Below are 25,820 nucleotides of genomic sequence, written 5' to 3'. Positions count from 1 at the left end.
GCCGACAAGCGCGGCAATTTTGGATCAGGAGACCAGGTGTGGCAGGCAGTATTAGCGCGAATCTCGACGGTGGACCGACATGGCAAAGACGGCTGGATCGGATAACCGAAGGCGTTGCACGGCGCATCGCATCGGTGGCGGTGGCCGCCGTTCTGGGCATCGCTTTTGCCAATGTGCTGGACATCATCCTGCGCAATGGGTTCGGATCATCCCTGTATGGGCTGAATGAGATCAACGCCTATCTGGTGGCAATCGGCGCGGCCTGCTGTTTGCCATATGGGCTGCATGTGGGTGCGGTTCTGACCATCCGCGTGCTGGACAAAGCGGCGTCAGACACCGCCAAGCTGGCCATGGCGGTGCTGGCCGCGATGGGCACCATGGCGTTCTTTGCTGCTGTCGCGTGGCGGGTCTGGGATGTGGCGTCGAACATGGCCCGCACCAACCAAACCACGATCATGACCAATATCGCCACGGCGCCCTTCATCTTTTGCATGGCGGTCGCATTGGGATTTGCGGCCTTGGTGATGCTGGGCAAATTGGTCGACAGCTTTATCGCCGCCCAACGCATGGGCAAACCCGAGGCGCTTTTGGCCGTGGCGGGCAGCGCAGTGGTGATTGCCTATGTCCTGCTGGCGTTCCTAGGCTATTTGCCGACCGAACCGTTCAAGGTGCTGCGCCCATCCAACCCGCTGCTTCTGGCACTGTTCGTGTTTGCAGGTATGTGGGTCATCATCCTGTTGTCAGTGCCGATTGGCATCGCGATGGGGCTGGCCGGGATCGTCGGCACGGCGGCGCTTTTGTCGCCCAGTCTGGCGCTTGAGGTGCTTGGGTCCGAAATCACCGGCTTTGTCACGCAGGATTCGCTATCCGTGCTGCCACTGTTCCTGCTGATGGGGGCCTTTGCCTCGCTCGCGGGGATCGGCAGCGACCTTTACCGGCTTGCCTATGCGCTGGTCGGGCATATTCGCGGCGGGTTGGCCCATGCCTCGATCATCGCTTGCGCCCTGTTCGGCACGCTGACCGGGTCGTCGGTGGCCACACAGATGTCGATTGGCCGGATCGCCTTGGGCGAAATGCGCGAACGGAACTACTCGACCGAACTGGCCGCAGGCTCAATTGCGGCGGGCGGCACGTTGGGCCAGTTGATCCCGCCCTCATCGGCGCTGATCCTCTATGCCATCCTGACCGAGGAAAGCGTCGGCCAGTTGTTCATCGCCGCCGTTCTGCCCGGCGTTCTGGCGACCTGCATGTATATGACGGCGGTGATGGTCTGGCTGTTGCTGTTCCCGCACCATGCCGAACGCGGCCCGCGCGCCGCGACTGCGGAACTGATCGCCGCCGCCAAGGGCGCTTGGTCGGTTCTGGCCTTGCTGGGCGTGGTGCTGGGCGGGATCTATTTCGGCTTTTTCACGGAACTTGAGGCCGGATCGGTGGGCGCTGTCGGGGCTTTCCTGATTGCACTGGCACGCGGCAAGATCACCCCGTCCAGTTTCTGGCACACCATGGCCGACACCACGCGCACACTGGCGATGATGTATTCGCTGATTTTCGGCGTCACCATGCTAACCTTCTTCTTTGGCATCTCAAGCGTGCCGCAGGCCTTCGTGGATTTCGTCAATTCCTTTGGCTGGCCCCCGCTTGGCGTCGTGGTGGCGCTGGTGGTGTGCTATCTGGTGCTTGGCACCGCGATGGATGCCTTTGCGATGATGATCATCACCATCCCGATTTTCGTGCCGCTGGTGGAATCGCTGGGCTTTGATCCGATCTGGTGGGGCATCATGACCATCATGTGCGTCGAGGCGGGGATGATCTCGCCGCCGTTCGGGCTGAATATCTTTGTGATTTCGGCACTGGATCGGAACATTCCAATCGGCACCGTGTACAAAGGCTGCTGGCCGTTCTTTGCCTCGGCGGTGGTGAAGATCGCTATCTTGATCGCCTTCCCGGCCATCGTGACGTGGCTTCCGTCTACGATGTGACGACAATCATACACAATGCCAAAGGGCCGCGCGATTGCTGCGGCCCTTTTCTTTCCCGAACGACGACACGCCATAGAAAAAGCCCGCGGCGCGAACCGCAGGCTTTGGTTTTCAGGCGGCGCTTTGCTTAGAAGGCCAGTCCAGAATTGTCCCAGTTCAGGTGCAGCGCGTCCAGGCGATTGCCCAACTCGCGATAGCCCGCGTCGTGGTACAGAAGCGGTGCGCCATCGGCAAAGCGCAGCGCCTCGATCTGGCCGACAAAGACGAAATGCGTGCCGTGCTGTGCCTCGGACACAAGGCGGCAATCAAAGTTCACCACCGCCCCGTCCAGCAAGGGCTGCCCTGCCCCTTCCCCGTCGGTCCATTGGCCAAGGGCAAAGCGGTCTTCGGGTTCCAACCCCGGCAAGGCGCATTGGGTGGCCACATCAACCTGCTGGCAATGCACCAAGTTCACGGCAAAGGCCCCCGCCTTGCGGATCACCGCAGCCGGGCGCGCCATGTGGTGCACACAGATCAGCAGTTGCGGCGGCTCTGCCGAGAGCGAGGTCACCGCCGTGGCCGTCATGGCGATCCGCACGTCATCGGCCTTGGCCGAGATCACCGCCACCTGCGCCGGAAGCGCCCGCATCGCCCGTTTGAAATCGTTCAGCGAAACGCTCATTCCGGGGCCTTGTCGCGGCCAAGGTTGGCCATGGCCTCCATCTGAAGCGTATAGCCCAGATGGTCGAAGATCTTCTTGCGGAATTCCAACGTCATGATCTGGCGCGTGTTGCGCAGGTGCATGTCATTGTGGCGGGCCAGTTCACGCGCCCATTCCCACGCCCGGTCCATCAGTTGATCCTTTGGCAGAACCTCGTTCACCAAGCCCCAATCCTGCGCCTGCTGTGCCGAAAGCTTTTGCGAGGTCATCAGGAAATACCGCGCCCGGTTGTGCCCCATCAGCATGGGGTAAATCAGGTTCACCCCGTCGCCCGGCACCAACCCGCTTTCGAAATGGCCCGCGTCCTCGATCACCGTGGTGTCTGAGGCCAGAACGATATCCGACAGCAGCGGGATTTCCGAATGCCGGATACACGGCCCGTTGATGGCGCTGATGATCGGGGCCTGAATTTCCAGCAGGTTGGCCAGCAGGTGGCGCCCGTCGAATACGATCCGGTCCATATCGGCCACGGGTCGGGCATAGCGCGTGGCCGCAGGCGGGCGCGGGCCGGAAAATTCGTCGCCCGTGCCGGTCAGGATGATGACCCGGTTCTTGCGGTCCATGGCGATGTCATGAAAGGCATGCGGCCATTCTTCGTGCGGCAAGGCCCCCCAGCGCAGCGGGCCCCCATCGGTATGGGCGGTCAGCAGCAGAATGCCGTCGGCATCCCGTTCCATGGTCAGGGTTTTGTAGCTGTTTTTATAGTCATCAAATTCGCGCATATTCCATCTTCCTCATGACGTGCCGGGGGCCTGCCCCGCGTAGTGATCCATGCCGATCCAAAGCCGCTGAAACCGCCACAGCCCGTCCTCTGACAGGGCCAGGTCGGCGGTATAGGCGCAGCTGACGACGACCCCGATGCCATCGGCATTCGCAGCCGAGACGATGCCGTAAGCCCGCGCCGAGGCGCGGCCCGCATCCAATGGCGTGATCTCAAGATTGGTGACCGCATGGCGGCGCTGATCGGATTGCGTGGCGGTCACCCGCTCGAAATTGGCACAGATCACGTCGCGCCCCCGGTGGGTTTCAAAGACAGGTCCCGCCAGCGACACCTGAACCACCGCTTCCGGTGCGAACAGGTCGGCCATGGCAGGCACGTCCACTTCGTCATGGGCAATGCCGTAACGGGCAAACAGCTCGGAAATGGCGATCCGCGTGGCCAGATCCTCGGGGCGCACGGGTTGGCGGGCTGGCAGGGGCAAAAGCCCCGCCTTGGTCGCCCAGCCTTGAACAGCCGCGCCCGCCATCAAACAATCCCCCGGCCGCCGCCAACGACAATGTTCTGCGCGGTGATGAACTTGGCGTCATCCGACGCAAGGAACAGGATCGCCGCCGCCACATCCTCGGGCTGGCCGTAATGGCCCAGCGGGATGGTCGCCTCGACCCGTGCGCGGGTTTCGGGCGGATGTTTGGCCGTGGCAGGCGTTTCAATCGGCCCTGGCGACACGGCATTGACCGTCACCCCCTTGGGCGCGGTTTCGATGGCTAGAACACGGGTAAAGCCCACAACCCCCGCCTTGGCCGCCGCATAATCGCAAAAGCGCGGCGTCGGCATCAGCCACGCCACGGACGAGATATTGACCACGCGCCCATAGCCCCGGTCCCGCATACCCGGCACGATGTGTCGGCAGATCCGCATCGCCGACATCAGCGAAATGTCCAGCACCTCTTCCCAGTCTTCGGGGTTGCTGTCGCAAAACTCGCCCCCGCCCTTGACCACCGATGACCGGCCCACGCCGTTCACCAGAATGTCGGTCGGGCCCTGCGCGGCCTCGATATCGGTCAGCGTGGCGACAAGCGCTGCCTTGTCGGTCACATCCACCACCCAAGCCGTGGCGCGGCCCCCGGACTTGATGATTTCATCGGCCACATCTGCCACAGCGGGCGAGACGTCGACGCAGGCCACGGTTGCCCCTTCGGCGGCGGCGCGCAGTGCGGCGGCCCGGCAAATGCCCGAAGCAGCTGCGGTGATAATGGCGGTCTTTCCAGTAAATCGCATTGGTATCGTCCCCTTTTTTGGCAGTTTCGACAGGCCGAAAGGCGGCTGTCCAGCGTCCTTGGGCCCGCGAAGAGCAGGGCGCAAAAGACAGGCGACAACAGGTCAAACCGGACCGGTCGGACGCCCTGAAATCCGTGCGACCAAACGCAAAACGCCGCATCAAGGCGATGCGGCGTTCGGGGCGATTGCGGTCAAGTCAGCCGGTCAGGACGGCAGACCCGCCGCCTGCAATTCTTCCTCAAGCACCGGCAGGGCCAACATATGGGTCTGAATGCCCAGCAGCGCGATCATTTGCAGGATCGAGGTGATCTCGTCATCCGTGGCGCCATTGGCGCGGGCCTTGCGCATGTGCACGCGCGTGCCTTCCATATGCGTGTGCTGCGGCATCAGGTCGATGGCGATATAGACCAGTTCCTTGGTCTTGGGGCTAAGGTGATCGGTCGCCCATGGCACGCCCGAGAACCCGGCATAGGCCTCAACCAAGGACGGCACATAGTAAGTACAGGCCTGCCATGCGGGCGTCAGGAAGCCCCGCTTGGCCTCAAAGGCGGCATGCGCGGCCTCGGCCTTGGCTTTGCGATCAGGCGCAGCGGTGTCACGCACCTTGTCCAGCCCGCCTTCTTCTTCGGTCAGGATCAACACACCGGGAATGGTGCCGTGGATCCCCAGAACCGAGGTGAGCTGCAACACTTCGCGGATTTCACCCGCCGTGGCCCCGGCGGCCAGCGCCGCCCGGATATACGCGCGCACCATTTCGCCGTTCAGATGCACCACAGCCGAATTCAGCGCCAGCATGATCAACGCCTGATCCTTGACCGACAGCGCGTTCGAGGTTTTGACCGCCTGCGCCATTGCGGCGAATTGTTCAGCCAAGGGCGGATCCATCCGCGCGACCACCTCTAGCGAGGGATGGTCGAACCCCAGCGCATCTTTCAATTCGTTGGCGAGTGTGGCATCGGACATGGCTGTTGCTCCTGTTCATTCAGCAGGCGGATGCTACCGCAAGTCAGACACGGCGTTTTGAACCTAAGACGACGAATCCTTGAACCTTGTCTGCTTCCTGCCTGCCTGTCTTGCAGACCTCCAATTTTAGGCGACTGAGTGTCAAGACCGATCCATGCAGAACAAGGGATGCTTATGCCAGACGACCGCCCGAGGGCGAGTCGCATGACTAGGGAGGATATAGAATGACGCTATTTGGAAAGCTGTGCCTGAGTGCGGCACTGTCTTTGGGTTTGACGGGTGCGGCATCGGCTGCCGATTTTACAATGAAAATCGCCGCGGGCGCCGCGCCTGATGGCAACGTGTGCAAGAACTATCTCGATGTCTGGGCCGAAGAGGTGAAGGAAAAGTCCGGTGGCCGGATCGACTATCAGATGTTCTGCGGTGGCACGCTGGCCAAGATGGGCGATGCAGTGAACCGCGTGTCGCAGGGCGTGGCCGATGTGGCCTGGGATCTGCCGGGCTTTTACGGCGCACGTTTCGCCGGTCTGACGGCCATCGGCGTGCCGGGCCTTTACACCGACCCCGAGCCCGCCTCGGGCGCGCTGTGGAATGCCTATGCGGCCGGTGATCTGGGCACGATTGACGAGGTCAAAGTGCTCTGGGTGCAGGCGGTGAACAACAATTCGTTCTTCATGGCCAAACCGCTTGAGGATTACACCAACCTGAACGGCACCAAGATGGGCATGGGCAGCCAGATCCGCGCCAAGGTGCTTGAGGCGCTGAACGGCGTTCCGATTGCGATCAAGGTGCCGGAATATTACCAAGCCATGAGCAAAGGCGCGGTTGACGGGTTGATGACCACCGCCGGGGCGGTGTTCGACTTCGGGATCGAAGAACTGGTCAAGGAAATCTATGACGCGCCGTTTGGCGGCGGTTTGACCTTTGTCGTGATGAACAAGGATTTCTACAACAGCCTGCCCGACGATCTGAAGGCCGTGATTGACGAAACCACCGGCTATGACCGGTCGAAATGGGCCTCGGCCTATCTGCGCGACGAAGAGCACGGCACCGTAACGGCGGCGGGCATCAACATCCGCACCGCAACCGATGCCGAAGTCGAAGCGCTGCAACCGGCGATCACCAGCGGGCGCACGGCCTTCTTGGCCTCGGCCCCAGAGAATCCGGGCTTTGTCGCCGCGATTGAAGCGCAGCTGGCCAAGGAATAACCTTCCGCCAGCAAAGCACATCAGGGCCGGGCCATTGCGCCCGGCCTTGTTTTTACCGAAGAGGGCGATATGCGGTTTTCGAAACTGGACTATGATTCATTGGACGGCACAGCCAAGGATCTGGCCGACCGGGTGTTGAAAGTGTCTGCCGATGGGATTGGCGGGCCATTCAATATGCTGCTGAAATCACCCGGAAGCGGCGCGTTGATCGTCAATCTGCTGGACCACTTCAACGGCGGTGCATCGCATCTGGATGGGCTGACGCGGCGCTTGGCAGTGCTGATCCTGTCGCGGGCCACCTCGGCCCGGTATGCGTGGTGGACTCATTGCCGGCGGGCGCTCAAGGCGGGCGAATTCCGTCAGGACCAGTTGGACGCCCTGAACCAATTCCGCAGGCCCGACGACCTGACCCCACGTTTGGACGCGGTGTTTGACTATGTGACCGCCCTCGCCAAGGGCAGCCCGACCCCCGCGCCGGTTCTGACCGCGCTCAAGGCGCATCTGTCCGAGGCCGAGGTCGTGGACCTGATCCTGTTTTGCGGCACCTACACCACCGTCGCGATGATCCTGAACGAAGCCGATGTCGCCCTGCCCGAGGGCGAGGTGGACACGCTTATCCGCGACTGACCACGTTTTGCACCCATCGCGCAAAGCCTGCCGGGTCTTCAACATGCGGGGCGTGGGCGACATTGGGCAAAACCTGCGCCGATGCCATTGGCAACAGATGCGCAGCATGGGCCAGCATCACGGGCGTGAACAGCAGATCGTTTTGCCCAGTCGCTAAATGCACTGACGTGCACGCAGCCAGTTGCGCCAAATCCACTGGGCAAGGCTGCGGCGGCTCGCCCGCGCCGGACAGCCGCAAATGCGCGGCCTTTTCGGCCCAGCGCTTACCCTGATCCGTTTCACGAAATGCCGGTGACAATTCCCGCGCGGCGGCATCGCCTTCAGGGCGCGCCTCGCCCGTGGCGGCGCACCAGAAATCATGCGGCTGACCGATAAAGGAACAGGCCAGCCCCAAACCGGCCACCCTGTCCGGGTGGTGGATGACAAGGGCGGCGGCAACCGCCCCACCTGCGGCAATCCCGATCAGATGCAGGCGGTCTAGCCGCAGATGGTCCAGCAATGCGCATAGATCATCGGCCTGCGCCGGGCCGCCCGCGCCGCGACCGGAAGCCCCATAGCTGCGCCTGTCCCAGACCAAGGCAGGCCCGTCCCACAGATCCAGCAGCGCGTCAAAGCTGCCCATGTCTCCGGTGTGAGGATGGGCGAATGCCACCACCGGCCCCGCGCCGGGGCGCAGCCGGTAGGCCAATCGCGCCCCGTCTTCTGTGTCAAACCACGTCAGGGACAAAGCCAAACCCATCGCCATCCCGCACGATCCGCACCGCATGGGGCGCGCCAAAGTGGCAAGGCATTACCAATGCGCCAGTGTCGGCCATTTCCGCCAAGAACGTCATGCGGGTGGCCTGCGCCACCTCGGGCAAGACGTCGATGACCGTGTTGATATCGGGCCGCAAAATCTGAAGCGGTGAATGGAAGATATCGGCGCAGAAAACGCCCGCTTCGTCCGCGCAGGTCAGATCGGCGCGCATCATGCCCGGCGTGTGCCCATAGGCCGCTTTCATCGTCAGACCCGGCACAATTTCTTGCCCTTCGCCGTAGAACGTTACCTTGCCTGCCTCGACCAAAGGCATCACGCCATCGGTGAAGGCTTCGGTTTCGCCTATGCCCTTCGCCTCGTGGTAGCGGGGCAGCCAATAGTCATAGTCACGCTGCGGCATCCAGTAGCGGGCGTTGGGAAAGGCCGCAGTCCAACCATCGCCGGAGGCCACCGTATTGCCGCCCACATGATCGCCGTGCAGATGGGTGTTGATGACATGGGTCACCGCCTCGGGCGTGGCCCCAATGGCCGAGAGCCAGACAGGCGCAAGCGTATTGAGCCGGTCGAACCGTGGCAGCCCGCGCGGCTTACCGTTGCCGACGCCAGTGTCGATGACGATCACATCCTCGCCCAGCTTCACCACCCAGATCTGAATGCCGATGATCAGCTTGCCGGTCGCGGGCCAGAAATGGTCAGGCGTCAGCCTGTCCGCCACGTCCCGCAGCCCCTCGGGCCCCAAAGCAGGATAGAGCATCGCCGGATCATGGGTCGGGGCGATCATCTCGACGATGTTGAAAACCTCGGCGTCCCCGATCTTGCGGCGATACATCATGTGCGACTACTCCTGACCTGTTTGCCCGGCCAATCTGCCAGCCCGCCCTATCTGCGGTCTTGACCAAGGATCGACCGGCTCAAGCCCGGCGGTTCAAAACGGTCGAAAGGTGCTGGGCCATGTCCTGCGGCGGCGCTACGATCCGGCTTAATTCACAACAGGAGGTCGGTCCATGCGTTGGCGCCTATATTCTTCTTCCCGCTCGCCTTTTGTCCGCAAGGTGATGATCGCCGCCCATGAGCTGGGCCTTCAAGATCGCATCGAGCGCGTCGATGTGGTGACCACACCAATGACCCCCGCGCCCGAGGTACTGCCCTACAATCCCTTGGGCATGATCCCGGTTCTGGTAGATAGCGAGACCCCCTATTTCGACAGTCTGGTGATCCTTGAATTCCTGGATGCGCAGGCAGGCGGCGGGCTTTACCCCGATGCGGACCGCCATGACTGTACATTACGCCATTCGGTGGCCGATGGTGCGATGGAAAAGGCGGTCAAGCTGCTGGACGAAACCTTCCGCACGCAGAACAGCGATACTGAGGAGCACATCAAGGGCTTTGCCGCCTCGATCAAAGCGGCGATCCAATGGATGGAGCCACGGCTGAAGCCGGGCCGGTTCGATGCGGGCGATATCACCTATGCGGCGTTGATGGCCTATCTGGATATGCGGTTCCCGCAGTTTCTATGGGTGGATCAGGCCCCCAAGTCCGAGGCTTTCATGCAAAGCCTGATCGACCGGCCTTCGATGGTGCAAACCGCCTTTGGCACGCCGCCCTTTGTCTAGGCGGCGTCCAGCAGGATCGCGGCGACTTTGTCGGGGTCCTGCAAGGCCATAAAGTGGCTGCTGTCGATTTCCATGAACCGCGCACCCGGCACTTTGGCGGCCACTTGCGCCACCAGTGCGGGCGTGCGGGCGATGTCATGGCTGCCCGCAACAAAGGTCGCGCGGCATCGCAAGTTGGCCAGCGCTGGGGCTAGGTCTACATCTGCCAGCATCCTGTAAGTCGCGGCCAGCATAGACGGCGCGGCCGACAGCTGCGTTGCCAGAAACAGATCAAACCCGGCATCACGGGCAAATCGCGGCTGCGGCCATGCCTTGGGGATGGTGTCGCCTTCCAGAAACCCGCGAAGCCCATCGCGTTCTAGCATGTCGGCCAGCCCCAGCAATCCCGCGCGGCGTTCACGCGGCACGCCGGTGGCCGGGGCGAAGACGGTCAGCGCCTCGGCCCGGTCTTGCAATTCAGCTGCCACGGCAATCGCGATGCCGCCACCCACGGCACAGCCTGCCAAATGCACGGCACCAAGGCCCAAATGGTCGATCAGCCCGACAATATCGCCAACGTGATCGGCCAGTGAAATTGCCCCGGTGGGTTTTTCAGACAGGCCGAAGCCGCGCAGATCCATGCGCAGCACCGCCCGATCCCCCAGCAACGGCAGAACCAAATCCCAACTGTCCAGCGTGCCGCCCATTTCGTGCAGCAAGACCAGCGGCACGCCCGCGCCGGGGCGCCAGTCATACCGCAGGGAGACACCGTTTATCTGTGCAAAGCTCATTCTGCTACGATCGCGTTTTCCAGACGGCCCACGCCGTCGATCTCAACCACCACGGTTTTGCCCGGTTCTAGCAGAACCATCGGGCGGCGGGCAAACCCGACCCCGCCGGGCGTACCGGTGGCGATCACATCACCGGGGCGCAGTTCGACGAATTGCGAACAATGGGCGATCAGGGTTGGCAGATCGAACAGCAGGTGCTTGATCCAGCTTTCCTGCATCAATTCGCCATCCAGATACAGGCGAATGCCCGCCTCGGTGATGTCTGGCACCGCATCGGCCGTCACCATAACCGGACCCAATGGCCCGGACTTGGGAAAGTTCTTGCCCGGCCCCCATTGTTCGCTTTTGGTCTGCCATGTCCGCATGGAAATGTCGTTGAAACAGGCATAGCCCGCGATATGGCCCATGGCGTTTTCTTTGGCGATGTAGCGCCCGCCTTTGCCGATAATGACGGCCAATTCGGCCTCATAATCCATGACGGTTTCATTATGTGGCTTTGGCAGCGCCTCACCATGACCGGCAAGCGAAGTGGCAAAGCGGGGGAAAACCACAGGCGTTTCGGGGTAGGATTTGCGGGTCTCGGGCCGGGTTTCTTCGCGGTGGTCGCGGTAGTTCAGCCCTATGCACAGGATCTGCTGCGGGTCGGGCACCACGGGCGCATAGTCTGCCCCGGCCAGCGACACGGCGGGCACATCACGCAGACGCGCCGCCAGCGCCGCCAGATCCCCGCCCAGATGGGCGCGCAGCGTGTCACCTTCCGGGGCCAGGTGAATGCGGTCGCCATCAACCAGACCAAAGCACAGGGTATCCCCCTGACGAAGTGTTGCAAATTTCATCGGATTTCCTCAGATCTGGTCCAGCAGGTCCATGCCATAATCACCCCCTTCAGGATGACGTGTCAGCGTGTGCACATGGAACCGCGCGGGTTCGGAGTTGGTCAGGAACACCGCCTGATGATGGTCGAATTCGGCCAGTACCACGGGCGAGTGCAGCCGGAAATAGAACGGCGACCAGTCATCATGCCCGCCCATCCAACACAGCCAAGTGTCATCCAGATACGCCGCGATTTCGGCCAGACGCGCCTGTTTCGGCCCTTCGGGCAGCAGCAGAAAGAAGGTCTCGAACAATTCCATCAGGCGGGTCTTATCGCCATCCGTGAATTCCGCCGCGCAAACGCCTTCCAGCGGAATCACCCGGTTGTCCTGAAACGCGCCGCCAAGATGCAGGCTATCGGCCCAGTGGCGGCGGCCTTCTGGCACATCGGCGTTCAGGATGCTGTTCAAGGTCACGGCCTTGGCCCGCAGGTCCGGCGACAAAGCGCGGATCAGATCCAGCGCCCGGTCTTCGTTGTCAACAAAGGCGTTGATCCCGGCCATCGCGCCTTCGTCCACGACCGTGGGTTCGGCGGCCAGAAAGGTTGGTGTCAGGATGTAGGTATCGCCAATCAGGCGGCAGGACAGGCACAGGTGATGCCCATAGATCTGCCACCCCCACACCGCTTCACCGGGTTTCCCAAAGACCCCAACGGTGTAGCAGTGTTCATTGAGGTACTTTTCCCGGCCAATCAGCGCACCGGAAAAGCGGTTCACCTCCATCAGCTCAACCACATGGGCATAGCCCGCCTCGGACAGGGACGCGCGGATCAACCCGTGCATTGCCGCGCGCTCGGCTGCGTTCATTTCCTCAAGCCCGACCCCGTCGCGATCCCATTGCACGGGCATATTGTGCCAGCGCCGCCATTCCGGTGCGTTGGTGTCGAACAGGATCTGCGAAGCAATCTCAGGGCGCAGCACATCCAGCAAGGCCTGCGCTGCGGCCTCCATTTCCATTCGCGGTGCACCATTCGGGGCGGGCACGCGCGGCGCCGGGCGCAGGGTGCCATCGGTGGTGATGCCCTTGAACGGTTCGGCCATCATCGCGCCCCATAGGTCATGGGTGCTGCGGATCAGGTCGGTTGCCATCACCTCGGCGGTGCGGTCCTTTCGGGTGGAATTCAGCGCGGCGGGTGCTTTTTCCGCAGGCACAAAGGGGCGAAAATCACGTGGATGCGCCATGGCCCCAAAGGCCGCCTTCAGCTTTGCATCGGTCAAGGGCGTCAGCGTTTTGGAATGGCTCATGACTTGGCCTCCGGCATGTTCACGAAGGGCACCTCGTCCGAATATTGGATGTTCACCTTGTAGTCGAACTGCTGACCCTCTTCGGGTTCGGGGATCAGGATGGCCAGATGGTATTCATCCGCATCGCCTTCGTTCAGATTTGTGTGCACCAGACCGGCGGGCAGCATCACCAGATCACCGGGTTTGGCGATCATCTTGCGGTGGCCGACCTGGACCGTCAGCTCGCCGCCAAAAACATAGTAAAGCTGATCGAAGTCGTGAAAATGCAGCGCCGGGCCACCCGACCCCGGCGGCACCCGCGCCGCATAGACCCGCGCAAACTCTGACCCGTTTTCACGCCACGCAATATGCTGCGATGCGAACAGGCGGCCCATCTGATAGCCATCCTCGGTCAGTGGCGTGACATAGCGGGCGGCATCGGCGATTTCGGGCGCATCGCCTTCCCAGTATTCGATCAAGCGGCCTTCGGGTGGACGGGGGACCATCAATTCGAAATGCATTTCGTAATCGTCGGTTTCGTTCCAATTGCAATGCGGCGTGCCAGCGGGGAACCGCACCATCGCTGGCGCGGTCACCTTTAGCACCGTGGTGCCGATCTGAACCGTGGTTTCGCCCTGAAAGACGAAATAAAACTGATCCACCGGATGGGTGTGCAGGCGCGGCCCCTTGTGGCCGGGCGGCACGCGGCTGACCAGACAGTTGCAGCTTTCAAGACCGCCCGTCGGCCCGTTCAGCCAGAGCGATTTGAAGCTTTCGGGGAACTCCGCCTCGGGGTTGCGGGCAATGACCTTCATCTCAGGCCTCCGGGTTGATGAGGTCAGGGACAGTCCAGCCGTTCACGTCATATTCCGACATACATTTGTCAACGATGCCCAGCATCTGCTCGGCGGTGCCGTTCTGGAAACTGCGGACATATTGATCGACGCGGATCTGTTCCTGACTGCCGGAATAGTTGGATTCATAAAGTTCATGGCGCGAGGCAAATTCGCTGCCCACCGCATCCCAGCACAGTTTCAGGATCTTCGATCGGTTTTCCGACGAAATCCCGTGTGAGCCGCGCGCATATTGATCCAGCAGCGGCTTAACCTCGGGGTTGAGATAATCCTTGGCCGAGGACGGCAGATAGATCAGCCCCGAGGCCACATGGCGCAGAACCGACTGACGGATCTTGGAATACATATCCGCCGCTGTCACGCGGTAGGCATGGCCGTGCACGCGGTTCGGCATTTGATAGATGTCCTGCCACGGGTCGCTGTCGCGGGCCATCGCCTCCATGATCGCCCAGATGGTGTGACGGTAGGCAATGGCTTCGCCCACGGCGGCCTGAACCCCGCGGAAATCCTTGGTCCCGCCAACCTCGACCGCTTTCATGAACGCGCCGCACATGAAGTCGAGCTTGACCGCAAGGCGCACGCCCGCCTGAAGCAACCCGCGCGACGCTTGGCCCGGCACCATCATGAAGGTATTGGCCTTTTGCGCGTCATACATGATGACCTGTTCCCAAGGCACCAGAACCCGGTCGAGCACGAGGATGGAATCGTTTTCGTCCAAACGGCTGGACAGCGGCGCGTCAAAGGGTGTGGCCGTTCGGGCGGCATCGCCTTCGTAGGACCGGCGGCAGAACAGTTTCACGCCGGGGCGGTTCACATCCAGCACAAAGACCGGCGCGTATTTCTTGTCGGACACCGGAATAAAGTGGTGCGCGATCAGCAATTGCTGGGCAATCGCGGTGCCGGTGGCCACCACTTTGGCACCGGAAATCACCAGACCTTCGTCGGTTTCTTCCTCAACTCGGATCATGATGTCCTTGGCCGCTGCAGGGTCTTGGCGGTCAATCGGCGGGTTCACGATGGCATGACCGATGAACGGCACGCGGCGGGCCAGATCCCACCCGATGCGCTTGGCGTTTTCGCCGTATTCGCCGAAATACGCGCCCTCAAGCTGGAACGACGGGGCAAAGGCCGCGCCGATAAAGTCGGGCGACCGGCCCAGCCAGCCATAGCCAATCCGTGCCCATTCGGCATAAGCGTTCTTCTGTTGCAGGCTTTCTTCCAGCGAACGTGGCGCTTGGAACGCGCAATGCGTCCAGCCGGTTCCGTCATGCAGCGGCGCGCGCAGGTGGCCGTTTTCGTCGGCGTGCAGCGCATCGTAAAGACGCGCCACCATCCGCGCCGAATTGCGGAAAGCTGGATGCGTGGTCACATCCTTGACCCGCTGGCCATCGATCCAGACTTCCCTTCCATCGTCGCGGATGGACTCCAGGTATTCAGCCCCGGTTTGGGGGCGCGTTGCCGAATGGGTCGCAGTTTGCGGTTTCGGTTCAGTGGTGACGTTCATGATTTCATCCTCTTGGCGTGGACTGCCGCGCAGTTGCCTAAGTGTTTCGTGAAAGCATGGGCGCGGTCTTGACCAAGAGTCGCCGGGTTCTGGGCGTGCATGGGTGATCACAGAAAACCGGTGACTCTCAGTCAATCGCGGCGCGGTCCGGCGTGGCAATGATGGGGGAAATCGCGAAACTCCTCAGGACAGGATCCACCATGACCGACAGCACCGCCCCCGAAACCGTCGCAGATCGCATCGTCGCCGCGCTAAAGCGCCATGGCGTCGAATGCTTTTTCGGCCAAAGCCTGCCCTCGAAACTGGTTCTGGCCTGCGAGGCGGCGGGCATTCGCCAAATCTCGTACCGGCAGGAAAACATGGGCGGGGCGATGGCCGACGCCTATGCCCGCGTGTCCGGCAAGATCGGCATGGTGGTCGGTCAGAACGGACCGGCGGCCACCCTGTTGGTGCCCCCCATGGCCGAGGCGAAACAGGCCGGTATTCCGATGATCGCCTTCGTGCAAGAGGTCGAGACACCGACCATCGACCGCAACGCCTTTCAGGAACTTGACCACATGGCGCTGTTCCACGGCGTGTGCAAATTCGTGCGCAAAATCGACGACCCGACCCGCGTGGATGACTACATCGACATGGCCCTGACGGCGGCGAATACGGGCAAGCCGGGGCCGGTCGCGCTCTTGCTGCCGGCGGATGTGCTGCGCGGCCCGGCGGGCGAGCCGCCCTTTCCGCGCGCCGCTTCGCTGGGGCATTTCCCGCTGGATCGGCCCTGCGCATCGCAAGCGGCTGTGGCTGAGGCCGCCCGGCTGATCGCCGAGGCCAAGGCCCCCATCGTCATCGCCGGTGGCGGGGTGCATGTATCTGGCGCGACGCAGGCGCTGGCCGGGTTCATGGATACCGCGCATATACCTGTTTTCACAACGAATATGGGCAAAGGTGCAGTGGATGAAACCAATGCCTTGGCGGGCGGCGTTCAAGGCGCGCTGAACGGGCCGAATTCGCTGGCGCGGCACACGCAGCCCCTGCTGGATGAGGCCGATGTGGTGCTGTTGATCGGCACGCGCACCAACCAGAACGGCACCGACAATTGGAAGATCTACCCCAAAGGCGCACGGTTCATTCATCTGGACATCGACCCGATGGAGATTGGCCGCACCTATGAGGCCCTGCGCCTTCAGGGCGATGCCCGCGAAACCTTGGCCGCCCTGACCCGGGCCTTGGCCGATCTGGACCTGAGCGCCCGCAAGGCCGCCCGCCCCGCCGTCGAACAGCGCCTTACAGAAGCATGGGCCGCCTTCGAAGTGGACCGCGCCCCGCTGACCGGATCAAACGAAAGCCCGATCCGGCCCGAGCGCGTGATGGCCGAGCTTCAGCCCCTTCTGACCCCCGACACCATTGTCGTGGCCGACGCCTCTTATTCGTCGATGTGGATCGTCGGGCAGTTGAAGGCGCAGCAAGCCGGGCAGCGGATTATCGCGCCGCGCGGGCTGGCCGGTTTGGGCTGGGGGATGCCGATGGGCCTTGGCGCTGCGGTTGCACGTCCCGGCGCGCCGGTGATTGCGCTGGTGGGCGATGGCGGGTTCGCCCATAGCTGGGCCGAGCTTGAAACCGCCGTGCGGATGAACATCCCGCTGATAACCATCGTTTTGAACAACGGCATTCTGGGCTTCCAGAAACACGCCGAAACGGTCAAATTCGGCGAATGGACATCGGCGGTGCATTTCGACAGCGTCGATCACGCCGCCGTCGCCCGCGCCTGCGGCGTTCAGGCCACCCGTGTCGATGCGGTCGGCGATATCGGCCCCGCCCTGCAAGAGGCGTTGGCCTCGGGTCAGCCGCGCCTGATCGAAGTCATCACCACCCCCGAGGCTTATCCCGCGCTATCGCTGTTTGCCAACGGGGTCTGACCGCCGCGGCGGGCGGTCCAGGCCGCCCGCCCTGCACTTCCCTGCACTGCCGACAAAACATATCTGGAAGACCCGCATCAAAGGACCAACCGCATGACCCATCCCGCCTTCCCGCCCCGCGCCCTTGGCATGGTTTCGACCAAGCAATTCGAAGGCCCCTATTACTTTGCACCGCCCACGCGGCGGGACATTCGCGACGGGCAACCGGGCTTGCCGCTGGATCTGGCCATTCGGCTAACGGATGCGGCCACGGGCCAGCCCTTGGCCGGGTTCGATGTGGACATTTGGCATTGCGATGCACAGGGCCGCTATTCGGGCTGGGAACATGTGGACCCGAACCGCCCCCCGGAAGAGACCGCAGTGATCGACGATACCGGGATCGTAAAGGGCAGCGACGCCACCTTTCTGCGGGGCCGTCAAAAAACGGATGATGCAGGCGTTGTCCGCTTTATGACTGTCTTTCCGTCGTGGTATTTCGCGCGTGAGGTGCATATCCACGTCATGGTCTATCAAAACGGCGCGCCTTGGCTGATCACTCAGCTCTATTTCGACATGGACCTGATCCGGCAAGTGCTGGAGGTGACGGGCTACGAACGAGGGCGCGAACGGGCGTCACACTACGGCAACGACTGGGTGCGCTATGCCACCGGTTCGGATGAGGGCGAGCTGGTCAACGCGGTGCTATCGGGCGGCACCGTCTTCGGCGCCGCGTCCCTGTCGTTCAACCCAAAGGCCGCGCCAGAAGTCATAGAGGAGCGCCCTGCCCCAGAGTATATGGACGACATGCCCGATGAAATCGCGGTTTGGCGGACGTTTCGGGATTAAGCGGCACGCCTTGGGTCTAAACCGAGGCCCATCAAGGTTGAGGCCCTTTGCGCGCTGACACCGCATGTACTCATTGATACAACCCACAAGGGATAGTGTCAGTACTTTGCGCTGGATATAATGGTGCCCGGGGGCGGAATCGAACCACCGACACGAGGATTTTCAATTGGTCTGTTGATCCGCGCACGCCGTCTCAGGGGCGCTCAACCTGTAACGTAGCCGATTGAAAACCTTGATCTTTGTGAATGGCAGGCCGTCTCGCCCCATCTCACGTCTGAACATTCAAGCACGCTGCTCTTGCTACCCCACTGATACCCGCGATGGAACTTGCCGAAGTTCATCACTTCAGCGCGCGTGCTACTGAAGCCGAAAGACAGCCGCAGCTCAACTAGTTCTCAGACCTCGAAGACGTGCCGATTAGATACCTATCGGGAACTCGCTAACCGGCCGTACGTCGAGGTATTCGAACATGATTGGATGAACAACGATCTTGGTTTGGATATCGTGGTGTTCGTTGCCACCATCAGAATGATCGAAAGTTGTCAGGATTTCATACGGCTTTCTGTCGCTGAGGTGGTCAAAAACATAGAACACTGCTTCTGATTCTGATCTGTTGGATTTGGAAAGACAGCTTGACCCGATGGACCCCTTCAGTTGGTCCACAGCAAGTTTGCTTTGGGCGTGCAACTGTATGCCAATTATGCCAGCGCTCCACAGCTGATCAAAGGCTTTGAAAACGCCGTCTTTCTCATCTTCGCTGAGCAGATGCGACCACCGCCGTTTTTTCAGTTCGTTAAAATCAAACGGAACCGAGATTCCACGCAATGCCTCAATGTATCGACCAATCCCTGGAAATCTCCTGGATGCTTCAAGTACACGCTCGACAGATGTGTCAGCGCAGGCACGACGGATAGCAGCGTTGAAGCTTTTTTCCGTAACCTTCAAACCGCCTCTTCCACGTAATACCGTGTCAGTGTCGACCTCACGCTTCACAGCTTCAAACTCTACGGCCATTCGCGTCATCCGAAGGACATCGCGGACGCGATACTGTGAGTGACGAAGTACGTACTCGAAGGAATCTTCAGGCGTGCGGGTGACGCTGTTTCGAACGAACGGCTCGAACAAAAGGGACCAAGCATCCTGCGTACCCTTTTGAACGAAAGAACGCCCAACACGACGAAACTCCCACTCGATTCTCTTGTTTATGAATCCCTTGAGCGATGAAGGCGTCCACTTGAAACGACCAACAAAAGGCGTGAGCTTCTGCGGTTCTCCGACCTGATCACGCACGTAGCGGTGCCAAGGGATCGAAATTTCCACTCGAAGGAGCTGACGGTATGATGGCTGGAAATACTTATAGAACACATTCAGCAAACACGTCACCAGAGTCTGCGCCAGATCGGTTTCGTCCTCTATCCGTGAGTCTGGTGTTTCTATCGGCTCGATGGCAACAGATGGCTGGACCGGGTGGTCTTTTATATCTCGGAGACAGGCCTGAACGTTGTTCATCAAGCGCTGCGAACTTATCTCGCGCAGCCGATCCATCAGATTTTGCAGCGAGTTCTTTTTTTCACTAGCCGAGAAGGACCCAAAAAGCGCTGGAACCCACTCCCAAACGCTTGACGTCGTGGTTTTACCAAAGACACCGATTACTTCATCCCAGTGCGGTCCTGTGGGTCGTCCGTAGAAGTCGTAAAGGTGATACAGGCTCGCTACTGCGCACCTCAGAATCTCTGATTTCCATAGGTCCTCAAGCACACGTTTGACCAAGTGTTCATCGGCATTGCATAGCTCTTGAACGCGTTGCAGGGTTTGGAGCTGAATTCCTGTTTCGTCCAAATACCAGATACGATCTGAATTTGGATCGATATCACGCAACACGCGCGATAGTTTTGCGTTCCGATGAAGCAGTAGGCCGGTTTTCCCAGTTCCCCAACGCCCAACCAAAATCGGGTTGCCAACCGCAGTTCCTGGAGGTGGCACATAGCAGTCCTCCAGAAGATCGTCTGCGGCCGCATGCTCATTGCCAAACAATTGTCTGAACTGCATCTGCGCCTCCACCACGCTACTCGAACCTGAATGAGCATAGGCCGAACACTGGCAAATGTCATCCAAATAGTGACGATTTTTCGTTCATTTTCATAAATTTAGTGTGCCATTCGCGGCGCGTTTTTGTCCATATCTTCCCTGAGTGGCAAATTTGTCAGCTGGTAGGGGCTGGACTGATGAATTTGTCCACAGCCATCCAGACCGGCAACTCAGGGGAGCAAACATGTCGACTTGTCCGCAATGTTGTCCTAAACACCAAAAAGTTGTCTGTATGGGGGGGGCATGGACGAAAAGCAATTTGAACTCTTGAAAGGTTCTTGGCGCGATATTGTTGGATTCGTGCAAGCGCGAACTGCGGGAATGCCATCAAGTGACCGCTCGGAGTATTTTGACTTTTTGGCGTTCTATATTGGGACGAGCAGGAAGAGCGTTGATCGATGGTTTGCCAATGGACTCCCGAATACTCTTAAAAGAAACAGTGCCGGAGCTGACGCAATACGGAAACTTCATAATTTCGTTTCGCGTTCCGAGAGTGGAAATTGGCGGGTTGCCGAAGCCCTCGGTGGCGCCCTTGAAATGCGCAACGAAGCGTTTGGGCCGCTGGAGGACTACCGTGGCGACTATACGGTCTTCCGACGTGGGAAAGACGGACTAATTCAGGGGGGGGATAGTGATTTCGAATGATGGCGATGAACCTTGGATGCACTACCATGTCTCAATGCAGGACGGTGTTGAGTACTCCCACAAAGGTCCAATCTATATTGCCCATGGAAGCATTTATATGGTCGGTATCGGCGCAACGCGTTCTGAGAAATATTTTCGGCCCATGATTTTCAAAGCCGTCTATAACCCAAAAGAGTCTGTAACGTTTGGAATTCTTCTCACAGAATTGGCTGACACGTTTCTTCCACTTTCAGCAAAGGTCGCATTGGTGAGCAACGACGATCCTAGGGTGAGAGACAAAGAATTCTTGAAAGAATTGGAGAAGCGTTTGAGCATCGACTCGGTTGACAATGTCATCTATGGGGCTGGAACGACTCGACTTTGAGAAACAGGATGACAAGGTATTAGCTTTGGCGAGTTTTCGTAGCGTTCGAATACTGTCTGGATTGGCGATGGGAAAGCCAAGGCAGCCATGCTCAGCGTGACAAGCCGAGCAGACAGAGTTCGGCCCAAAACCTCTCAAACCCTCTAGGGTTGTCCCTGACGCAGCTCATCCACCCATTTTATCATGGGCGTATGAAACGCAAACTCACCGCCAAGTTCATCGAAGGCGTAAAGCCTGACCCGTCCAAGCGTCTCGAATTTCGGGACGAGTTGATGCCGGGCCTCGTCTTTCGCATCAGCACGTCCGGCACTAAGACATTCTGCCTGCACAAGCGCATCAACGGGAAGATGCGCCGCCTGACCATCGGACGGTTCCCTGTCTTATCGCTGGCCGAAGCGCGCAAACGGGTGCGACAGGTGCTCTATGATATCGAGACGGGTCGGTTTGAGGATCGCACGGGCTTGGAGGTCGAAGCAAAACCTACGCTCGGTGCGGTGATCCCTGACTACATGGAGAAGTACGTCATGGTTCACAACCGCGACTGGAAGCGAAAGCAAGCCTTGCTGGCGAAGTTCACGACCCTGCACGACAAACACATCGACCAGATCAAGCGTGCAGACGTGGTGAAAGCCTGCGACCTGATCCGCAAATCCGCGCCGACAAGCGCGAACCGGGCGCTGGCCCACCTAAAGCACCTGATGGGCTGGTGCGTCGAGCGCGGCATGATCGATGCCTCCCCCATCGCCGGGATGAAACCGCTGTCCAAGGAACGGTCGCGCGAGCGCGTCCTCACTGACGATGAGCTGGGCGCGCTGTGGACGGCCTGTGACGCCGAAGGCTATCCTTTCGGGGATTGCATGAAGCTGTTGATCCTCAGCGGCCAGAGACGCGCCGAGGTCGCCGAGATGCGTTGGTCGGAAATCGATCTCGAAAAACGCCTGTGGACCCTGCCTTCGCGGCGCGCGAAGAACGGCAGGCAGCATACGGTTCCGATCACCGCCGCGATGCTGGACGTGCTGCGCAGGGTGCCGAGGTTCCTCGGATCGGACTACGTGTTCACGACCACCGGCAAATCGCCCGTGTCGGGCTTCGGTCGCCTGAAAGACCGGCTCGACAAGGCGCTGCCCGAGGGCACGGAGCCGTGGATCATCCACGACCTGCGGCGCACGATGTCCACGAACATGGCGATGCTGGGCGTTCCACAGCCCGTCACCGAGGCGCTATTGAACCACAAGACGGGTGTGGTCTCGGGCGTGGCGGCTATCTACAATGTCTATTCATACGCGGACGAGAAGCGCGAGGCATTGGGCAAATGGAATGAGCGTATCGAAAAAATCACAGCGCCCAAGAATGATCAGAAAGCTGAAAGGCGACATCACGCCTGAGCGTTGGGTTGGTGAAGCCAGCAAGGACTTCCCTTGCGGTCATAATCCGTGGTCCGAAATCTACACCGATGACGCTGCGCTCAAGATTGCAGGCACGTTGAGGCTTGAGAACCCAGCCGACATCACTGCGTTGCGCCTTCAACTCGCCGCCACAGCCGAATACCTTCTGTCTGTTTTCAATTTCGCAGGTGGTGCCTCGACCCCGGCCCAAAAATATGCCTGGGCCGCAAAGATCGATACTACCTCCCGCCGCCTATTGGCAGAATTGGCCGAGTCCGACGACCTGTTATCGTCGGTGGTTGTCCGCTTTGGGCGGGACAACTCCCCGCGTTTCGTTCCTGCGTCCGAAATGCGGCAAAGGGTGCATGAGGCACGAAATGCCGTTTCGGCTCTTCAAGAATTGGTTCAGGCAGTTTCCGCCACACCCAAAGAAGACGGGGTTGCGACGGCATATGCCGAAACAATTCAAATGACTGTCGATGGAATGACAGAGGTTTTCATCGCCTTCAGGGGGATCGAAAACGTGAAACGTTCTGCATCTTCTGGCCATATCGACGGTGAATTTCCTGAGTTCATCCGAGCGTCAGCGCACCCACTTTTGGCCGCCTATTTTTCCAAATTCTCGAAAGATGCGAAGCGGTTCGAGAACCTCAATAGACAGATACAAACGGCTGTAGCTGCCTACCGCCTCTACGATTGAACAAAACGGCTTCAAATGGACCCATCCCGTTCATAGTGCCGAAATGACACGCCCTGAAATCCATGCGACTGCTTTGTCAGGAACCGGTTCCCTTTAGTCAGAAAGGGAAAATCATGACAGACGACAAAGCAAGTAAGATGCTCGCAACGCGCGACGACTTGAAGCGCATGGGCATCAAGGTATCCAACGTTACGCTGCTTCGCTGGGAAGCACGCGGACGGTTCCCGCGCAGAATCCGCATGGCCGGCACCACCGTCGCGTGGTTCATGGCCGAGATCGAGGACTGGCTAGCTGACCGCGCGGCCGAGCGCGCTCGCACCCATTACGCCGACTACTGACCGGCGACCACACCCCACCAAATAAAGCGACCTGCGCGCGCCCGAGGGTGTCCATCACCTGTGGCTGCCGGGTCGCATGTCGGAGACGATCATGACGAACAAGAAAACCTACGTGCCGAACAAGCACCCCAAGAACACGGCCCGGATCTTCAAAGACCTTGACGACGACGCCGATGTCACCCGCAGCCAGTACCAATTCTTCATGGATATTTGGGATTTCTGGGAGGTGCCGAAAGGGACAGTCTATACCTTCTTGGGTTTCAAGAGGGTTTCGGACGGGAAATGGATCGAGAAGGCCATCAAGATCAGGAACGGCGCGTTCTCGACAGAGCTGTTCGACCTCCTGACCCAATTCAATCGCTGGGATTACGATCAGTATTTCTGCCCGAACGCCTTCTCCAAGCCGCGCCGCAAGCGTCAGTATGCCCTGCCGACACGTTTCGGCTGGTGCGACATCGACGAGAGTGACCCCGACGCCTATGACCCGTGGCCGAGCTTGATCTGGGAGACTTCGCCGGATCGGTATCAGGCGCTTTGGTCATGGGATACGTACCACGAACCGGACGAGGCCGAGCGGTTTTCCAAGGCTCTGGCATACCGGCACGGTGGCGACCGGAACGGCTGGACGATTACGAAGATGCTGCGTCTCATGGGGTCGGTCAATCACAAGCCCCAGTACGACGAACCCTACGTCCACACGGTTGCATGTGACTGGACCGAAATCCGCGCTCGACCGCTCGCCTTGAAGCGAGATCGAGCGAAGCTGACGAGTCCTCTGCCCGAGGTAGATGTCGATCCGACCAAGTTCGACAAGGCCGAGGTCATCAGGAAATACCGAAAAGACCTTCACCCCAAGGCGCGAACGCTGATGGGGAACCGTAAGGCGTATGAGCCGAACCGCTCTGCCCAGATTTTCCACATGATCGCCGCGCTACACGAGGCAGGCGCGTGTCATGACGAAATCGCCAGCGTAATTTGGCCAAACCCCTATTTCGTGGAGAAGCACGGACACGACATCGGCAAGCTCAATGAGGAAATCGCCCGCGTGGTCGGCAAGCTGGGGGATGACGCATGAAGAAGCGATCCAATCCCAGCAGGCAGCGGCCTCAGCATCCGAAGAGCACGGCACGTCCAGCGAAACGGACGGGTCGCACCGCGAAATCCTCGAAGGAGACCCCGACAAAAGAAAGGCGACCCGATAAGGTCGTCGCGTTCAAGGCCGGGGGCCGAAACAGTGAACTGACCAAGATTGCCGGTTCGCTAAGATTTCGCGGACTGGCTGAGACCGCCATCGCGGGCGCGTTGCAGGCGATCAACGCGGCGGCGTGTAGCCCGCCGCTTGACGCCGATGAGGTCGAACGCATCGCCGCGAGCGTCAGCGAGTACGAGGCTGGGCATGAGGCAGCATTCGGCTGGTTGGGGGACGTGGAGGAAGATGATCCACAGTTCCTCGCATATCCCTATATCGTGAAGGGTGCCCTGACGGTTCTCGACGGGAACATGGGCCAAGGGAAATCCACCTTCACATGCGCAATCGCCGCCGCTGTCACGACAGGCAGGCCCCCGCCGTTCGTGGATGACATCGAAAATGGCTCGGTCCTGTTCATGTCCGCCGAGGATGACCCATCGCGCGTGCTAAAACCCCGCCTCATGAAGGCCGGGGCCGATGTCTCGAAGGTCCGATACCAGGAGAAACCGTTCACCTTGGATGAACGCGGCCTCACTCTCTTGCGGCTGGAACTCGCGGCAAACACGCCTGCGCTCGTGGTGATCGACCCCATCATTGCGTTCATGAAGGAAGGCACGGACGGGAACAAGGCAACCGAGACCATGCATTTCATGGTGCAGATTGATCAGTTGGCCCGCGAGTTCGACACGGCCATCCTGATCGTCCGGCACCTACGGAAAGCGCGGGCCGACCATGCTATGCACCAAGGTATCGGGTCGATTTCGATTTCGGCGCGCGTGCGCTCGGGCCTGATCCTCGCGCCGCATCCCGACGACCCGCGCAAGCGTGCCGTTGCACACGCCAAATCGAACTATGCCGAGCCGGGGCCGACCATCGTGTTCGAAATGCAGAGCACAGGCCCCCGATCCCATCCTCATGTGATCTGGCACCCTTGCGAACCGGAACTGACGGTGGGCGACCTGCTGGCACCGCCGGACTCGGAGCGTGGGCGGCCCCCCAAGGAACGGGAAACGGCCACGGGCTGGCTGGAAAGCGTCCTCCGCAAGGGGCCGGTCAAGAAGAAGGTGCTGGACGGCTGGGCCAAGGAGGAAGGGATTTCACTCCCGACCCTCCGGCGCGCGAGCGAAGCACTTGGCGTGGTGAAGTCGAAGGAGGGGAAAGCCTCCGTCTGGTCACTGCCCTAATCGGCGCCGCCACGATCACTTGCTCAGAAGTCACGCACGTGTGGGATTTTTGAGCAAGTGTTCATCCCCACCGAAAACCGCGCTGTCGAGCCTTGGCGGCCCAGGCGCTTCAAATATCAGAAGGA

Annotated in this window: 26 protein-coding genes; 13 read left to right on the top strand and 13 right to left on the bottom strand. The window is 60.3% G+C overall.

What is annotated here, in order from left to right; genetic code table 11:
* The first annotated feature begins 38 nt into the window (after positions 1-38).
* On the top strand, positions 39-1,979 hold the full coding sequence (locus PRI8871_RS03800) for a TRAP transporter large permease (protein WP_146188646.1): 1,941 nt from the start codon (positions 39-41) through the stop codon (positions 1,977-1,979).
* A gap of 127 nt (positions 1,980-2,106) precedes the next feature.
* Here the strand turns inward: PRI8871_RS03800 and PRI8871_RS03795 are convergent, their stop codons facing one another.
* The 5 genes from PRI8871_RS03795 to PRI8871_RS03775 form a co-directional block, all read right to left on the bottom strand.
* The gene (locus PRI8871_RS03795; protein ID WP_108884838.1) at positions 2,107-2,640 is read right to left on the bottom strand and encodes a flavin reductase family protein; all 534 of its coding nucleotides are present in this window, start codon (positions 2,638-2,640) and stop codon (positions 2,107-2,109) included.
* Positions 2,637-3,401, bottom strand: coding sequence for an enoyl-CoA hydratase/isomerase family protein (locus PRI8871_RS03790; protein WP_108884837.1), 765 nt, complete (start codon positions 3,399-3,401; stop codon positions 2,637-2,639). Before PRI8871_RS03790 ends, PRI8871_RS03795 begins: the two co-directional genes overlap by 4 nt.
* Positions 3,402-3,413: 12 nt before the next feature.
* On the bottom strand, positions 3,414-3,926 hold the full coding sequence (locus PRI8871_RS03785; RefSeq protein ID WP_108884836.1) for a nuclear transport factor 2 family protein: 513 nt from the start codon (positions 3,924-3,926) through the stop codon (positions 3,414-3,416).
* On the bottom strand, positions 3,926-4,678 hold the full coding sequence (locus PRI8871_RS03780; RefSeq protein WP_108884835.1) for an SDR family NAD(P)-dependent oxidoreductase: 753 nt from the start codon (positions 4,676-4,678) through the stop codon (positions 3,926-3,928). The genes PRI8871_RS03785 and PRI8871_RS03780 overlap by 1 nt, the downstream gene beginning before the upstream one ends.
* 204 nt (positions 4,679-4,882) lie before the next feature.
* Positions 4,883-5,641, bottom strand: coding sequence for a carboxymuconolactone decarboxylase family protein (locus PRI8871_RS03775; protein WP_108884834.1), 759 nt, complete (start codon positions 5,639-5,641; stop codon positions 4,883-4,885).
* A gap of 224 nt (positions 5,642-5,865) precedes the next feature.
* Between PRI8871_RS03775 and dctP the strand changes: the two genes are divergently transcribed.
* Complete coding sequence (dctP, locus tag PRI8871_RS03770; RefSeq protein ID WP_108884833.1) at positions 5,866-6,849, top strand: TRAP transporter substrate-binding protein DctP; 984 nt, start codon at positions 5,866-5,868, stop codon at positions 6,847-6,849.
* A gap of 69 nt (positions 6,850-6,918) precedes the next feature.
* Positions 6,919-7,476 (top strand): carboxymuconolactone decarboxylase family protein, encoded by a 558-nt coding sequence (locus PRI8871_RS03765; RefSeq protein ID WP_108884832.1) that lies wholly within the window; start codon positions 6,919-6,921, stop codon positions 7,474-7,476.
* Here PRI8871_RS03765 and PRI8871_RS03760 read toward each other — a convergent pair.
* Together PRI8871_RS03760 and PRI8871_RS03755 are read right to left on the bottom strand one after the other, a co-directional pair.
* Positions 7,463-8,221, bottom strand: coding sequence for an alpha/beta fold hydrolase (locus PRI8871_RS03760; protein WP_181389363.1), 759 nt, complete (start codon positions 8,219-8,221; stop codon positions 7,463-7,465). The genes PRI8871_RS03765 and PRI8871_RS03760 overlap by 14 nt on opposite strands.
* Positions 8,184-9,065, bottom strand: coding sequence for an MBL fold metallo-hydrolase (locus tag PRI8871_RS03755; RefSeq protein WP_108884831.1), 882 nt, complete (start codon positions 9,063-9,065; stop codon positions 8,184-8,186). Before PRI8871_RS03755 ends, PRI8871_RS03760 begins: the two co-directional genes overlap by 38 nt.
* A 172-nt stretch (positions 9,066-9,237) precedes the next feature.
* On the opposite strand from PRI8871_RS03755, the gene PRI8871_RS03750 reads away from it, so the two are divergent.
* Entirely contained in the window at positions 9,238-9,846 is a 609-nt protein-coding gene (locus PRI8871_RS03750; RefSeq protein ID WP_108884830.1) for a glutathione S-transferase family protein, read from the top strand.
* Here the strand turns inward: PRI8871_RS03750 and PRI8871_RS03745 are convergent.
* From PRI8871_RS03745 to PRI8871_RS03725, 5 genes are read right to left on the bottom strand one after another with little or no spacing between them, the layout of a single operon-like run.
* Positions 9,843-10,616, bottom strand: coding sequence for an alpha/beta fold hydrolase (locus tag PRI8871_RS03745; protein ID WP_108884829.1), 774 nt, complete (start codon positions 10,614-10,616; stop codon positions 9,843-9,845). The genes PRI8871_RS03750 and PRI8871_RS03745 overlap by 4 nt on opposite strands.
* Complete coding sequence (locus PRI8871_RS03740; RefSeq protein WP_108884828.1) at positions 10,613-11,452, bottom strand: fumarylacetoacetate hydrolase family protein; 840 nt, start codon at positions 11,450-11,452, stop codon at positions 10,613-10,615. Before PRI8871_RS03740 ends, PRI8871_RS03745 begins: the two co-directional genes overlap by 4 nt.
* A 9-nt stretch (positions 11,453-11,461) precedes the next feature.
* Positions 11,462-12,733: a DUF3500 domain-containing protein gene (locus PRI8871_RS03735; protein WP_108884827.1), complete on the bottom strand. Its 1,272-nt coding sequence runs from the start codon at positions 12,731-12,733 to the stop codon at positions 11,462-11,464.
* On the bottom strand, positions 12,730-13,527 hold the full coding sequence (locus PRI8871_RS03730) for a cupin domain-containing protein (RefSeq protein WP_108884826.1): 798 nt from the start codon (positions 13,525-13,527) through the stop codon (positions 12,730-12,732). Before PRI8871_RS03730 ends, PRI8871_RS03735 begins: the two co-directional genes overlap by 4 nt.
* A gap of 1 nt (position 13,528) precedes the next feature.
* On the bottom strand, positions 13,529-15,070 hold the full coding sequence (locus tag PRI8871_RS03725; RefSeq protein ID WP_108884825.1) for a 4-hydroxyphenylacetate 3-hydroxylase family protein: 1,542 nt from the start codon (positions 15,068-15,070) through the stop codon (positions 13,529-13,531).
* 200 nt (positions 15,071-15,270) lie between these two features.
* Here PRI8871_RS03725 and PRI8871_RS03720 point away from each other — a divergent pair, with 200 nt between their 5' ends.
* Both PRI8871_RS03720 and PRI8871_RS03715 read left to right on the top strand, forming a co-directional pair.
* On the top strand, positions 15,271-16,977 hold the full coding sequence (locus PRI8871_RS03720; protein ID WP_108884824.1) for an acetolactate synthase catalytic subunit: 1,707 nt from the start codon (positions 15,271-15,273) through the stop codon (positions 16,975-16,977).
* A gap of 93 nt (positions 16,978-17,070) precedes the next feature.
* The gene (locus PRI8871_RS03715) at positions 17,071-17,802 is read left to right on the top strand and encodes a dioxygenase family protein (RefSeq protein WP_108884823.1); all 732 of its coding nucleotides are present in this window, start codon (positions 17,071-17,073) and stop codon (positions 17,800-17,802) included.
* A 417-nt stretch (positions 17,803-18,219) separates the two neighbouring features.
* On the opposite strand, the gene PRI8871_RS03710 is transcribed toward PRI8871_RS03715, so the two are convergent.
* Positions 18,220-19,851 (bottom strand): P-loop ATPase, Sll1717 family, encoded by a 1,632-nt coding sequence (locus tag PRI8871_RS03710; protein ID WP_108884822.1) that lies wholly within the window; start codon positions 19,849-19,851, stop codon positions 18,220-18,222.
* Positions 19,852-20,133: 282 nt separating this feature from the next.
* Here PRI8871_RS03710 and PRI8871_RS03705 point away from each other — a divergent pair, with 282 nt between their 5' ends.
* From PRI8871_RS03705 to PRI8871_RS03675, 7 genes are all read left to right on the top strand, one after another.
* Positions 20,134-20,535 carry a hypothetical protein gene (locus tag PRI8871_RS03705; RefSeq protein WP_108884821.1) on the top strand — a complete coding sequence of 134 codons (402 nt, stop codon included), beginning with the start codon at positions 20,134-20,136 and terminating at the stop codon, positions 20,533-20,535.
* Positions 20,522-20,899 carry a hypothetical protein gene (locus PRI8871_RS03700; protein WP_146188645.1) on the top strand — a complete coding sequence of 126 codons (378 nt, stop codon included), beginning with the start codon at positions 20,522-20,524 and terminating at the stop codon, positions 20,897-20,899. The genes PRI8871_RS03705 and PRI8871_RS03700 overlap by 14 nt, the downstream gene beginning before the upstream one ends.
* A 191-nt stretch (positions 20,900-21,090) precedes the next feature.
* Positions 21,091-22,284: a tyrosine-type recombinase/integrase gene (locus PRI8871_RS03695; RefSeq protein ID WP_108884819.1), complete on the top strand. Its 1,194-nt coding sequence runs from the start codon at positions 21,091-21,093 to the stop codon at positions 22,282-22,284.
* A complete protein-coding gene (locus PRI8871_RS03690; protein ID WP_108884818.1) occupies positions 22,250-22,984 on the top strand; it encodes a hypothetical protein in 735 nt (244 codons plus the stop codon). Before PRI8871_RS03695 ends, PRI8871_RS03690 begins: the two co-directional genes overlap by 35 nt.
* A 113-nt stretch (positions 22,985-23,097) precedes the next feature.
* Complete coding sequence (locus PRI8871_RS03685; RefSeq protein ID WP_108884817.1) at positions 23,098-23,322, top strand: helix-turn-helix transcriptional regulator; 225 nt, start codon at positions 23,098-23,100, stop codon at positions 23,320-23,322.
* A gap of 91 nt (positions 23,323-23,413) precedes the next feature.
* A complete protein-coding gene (locus tag PRI8871_RS03680) occupies positions 23,414-24,397 on the top strand; it encodes a DNA-primase RepB domain-containing protein (RefSeq protein WP_181389362.1) in 984 nt (327 codons plus the stop codon).
* Positions 24,394-25,695: an AAA family ATPase gene (locus PRI8871_RS03675; RefSeq protein ID WP_108884815.1), complete on the top strand. Its 1,302-nt coding sequence runs from the start codon at positions 24,394-24,396 to the stop codon at positions 25,693-25,695. Before PRI8871_RS03680 ends, PRI8871_RS03675 begins: the two co-directional genes overlap by 4 nt.
* Positions 25,696-25,820: the final 125 nt, after the last annotated feature.

It is taken from the genome of Pseudoprimorskyibacter insulae, assembly GCF_900302505.1.
Lineage (GTDB): Bacteria > Pseudomonadota > Alphaproteobacteria > Rhodobacterales > Rhodobacteraceae > Pseudoprimorskyibacter > Pseudoprimorskyibacter insulae.
This window is presented reverse-complemented; position numbering and strand designations above follow the sequence as displayed.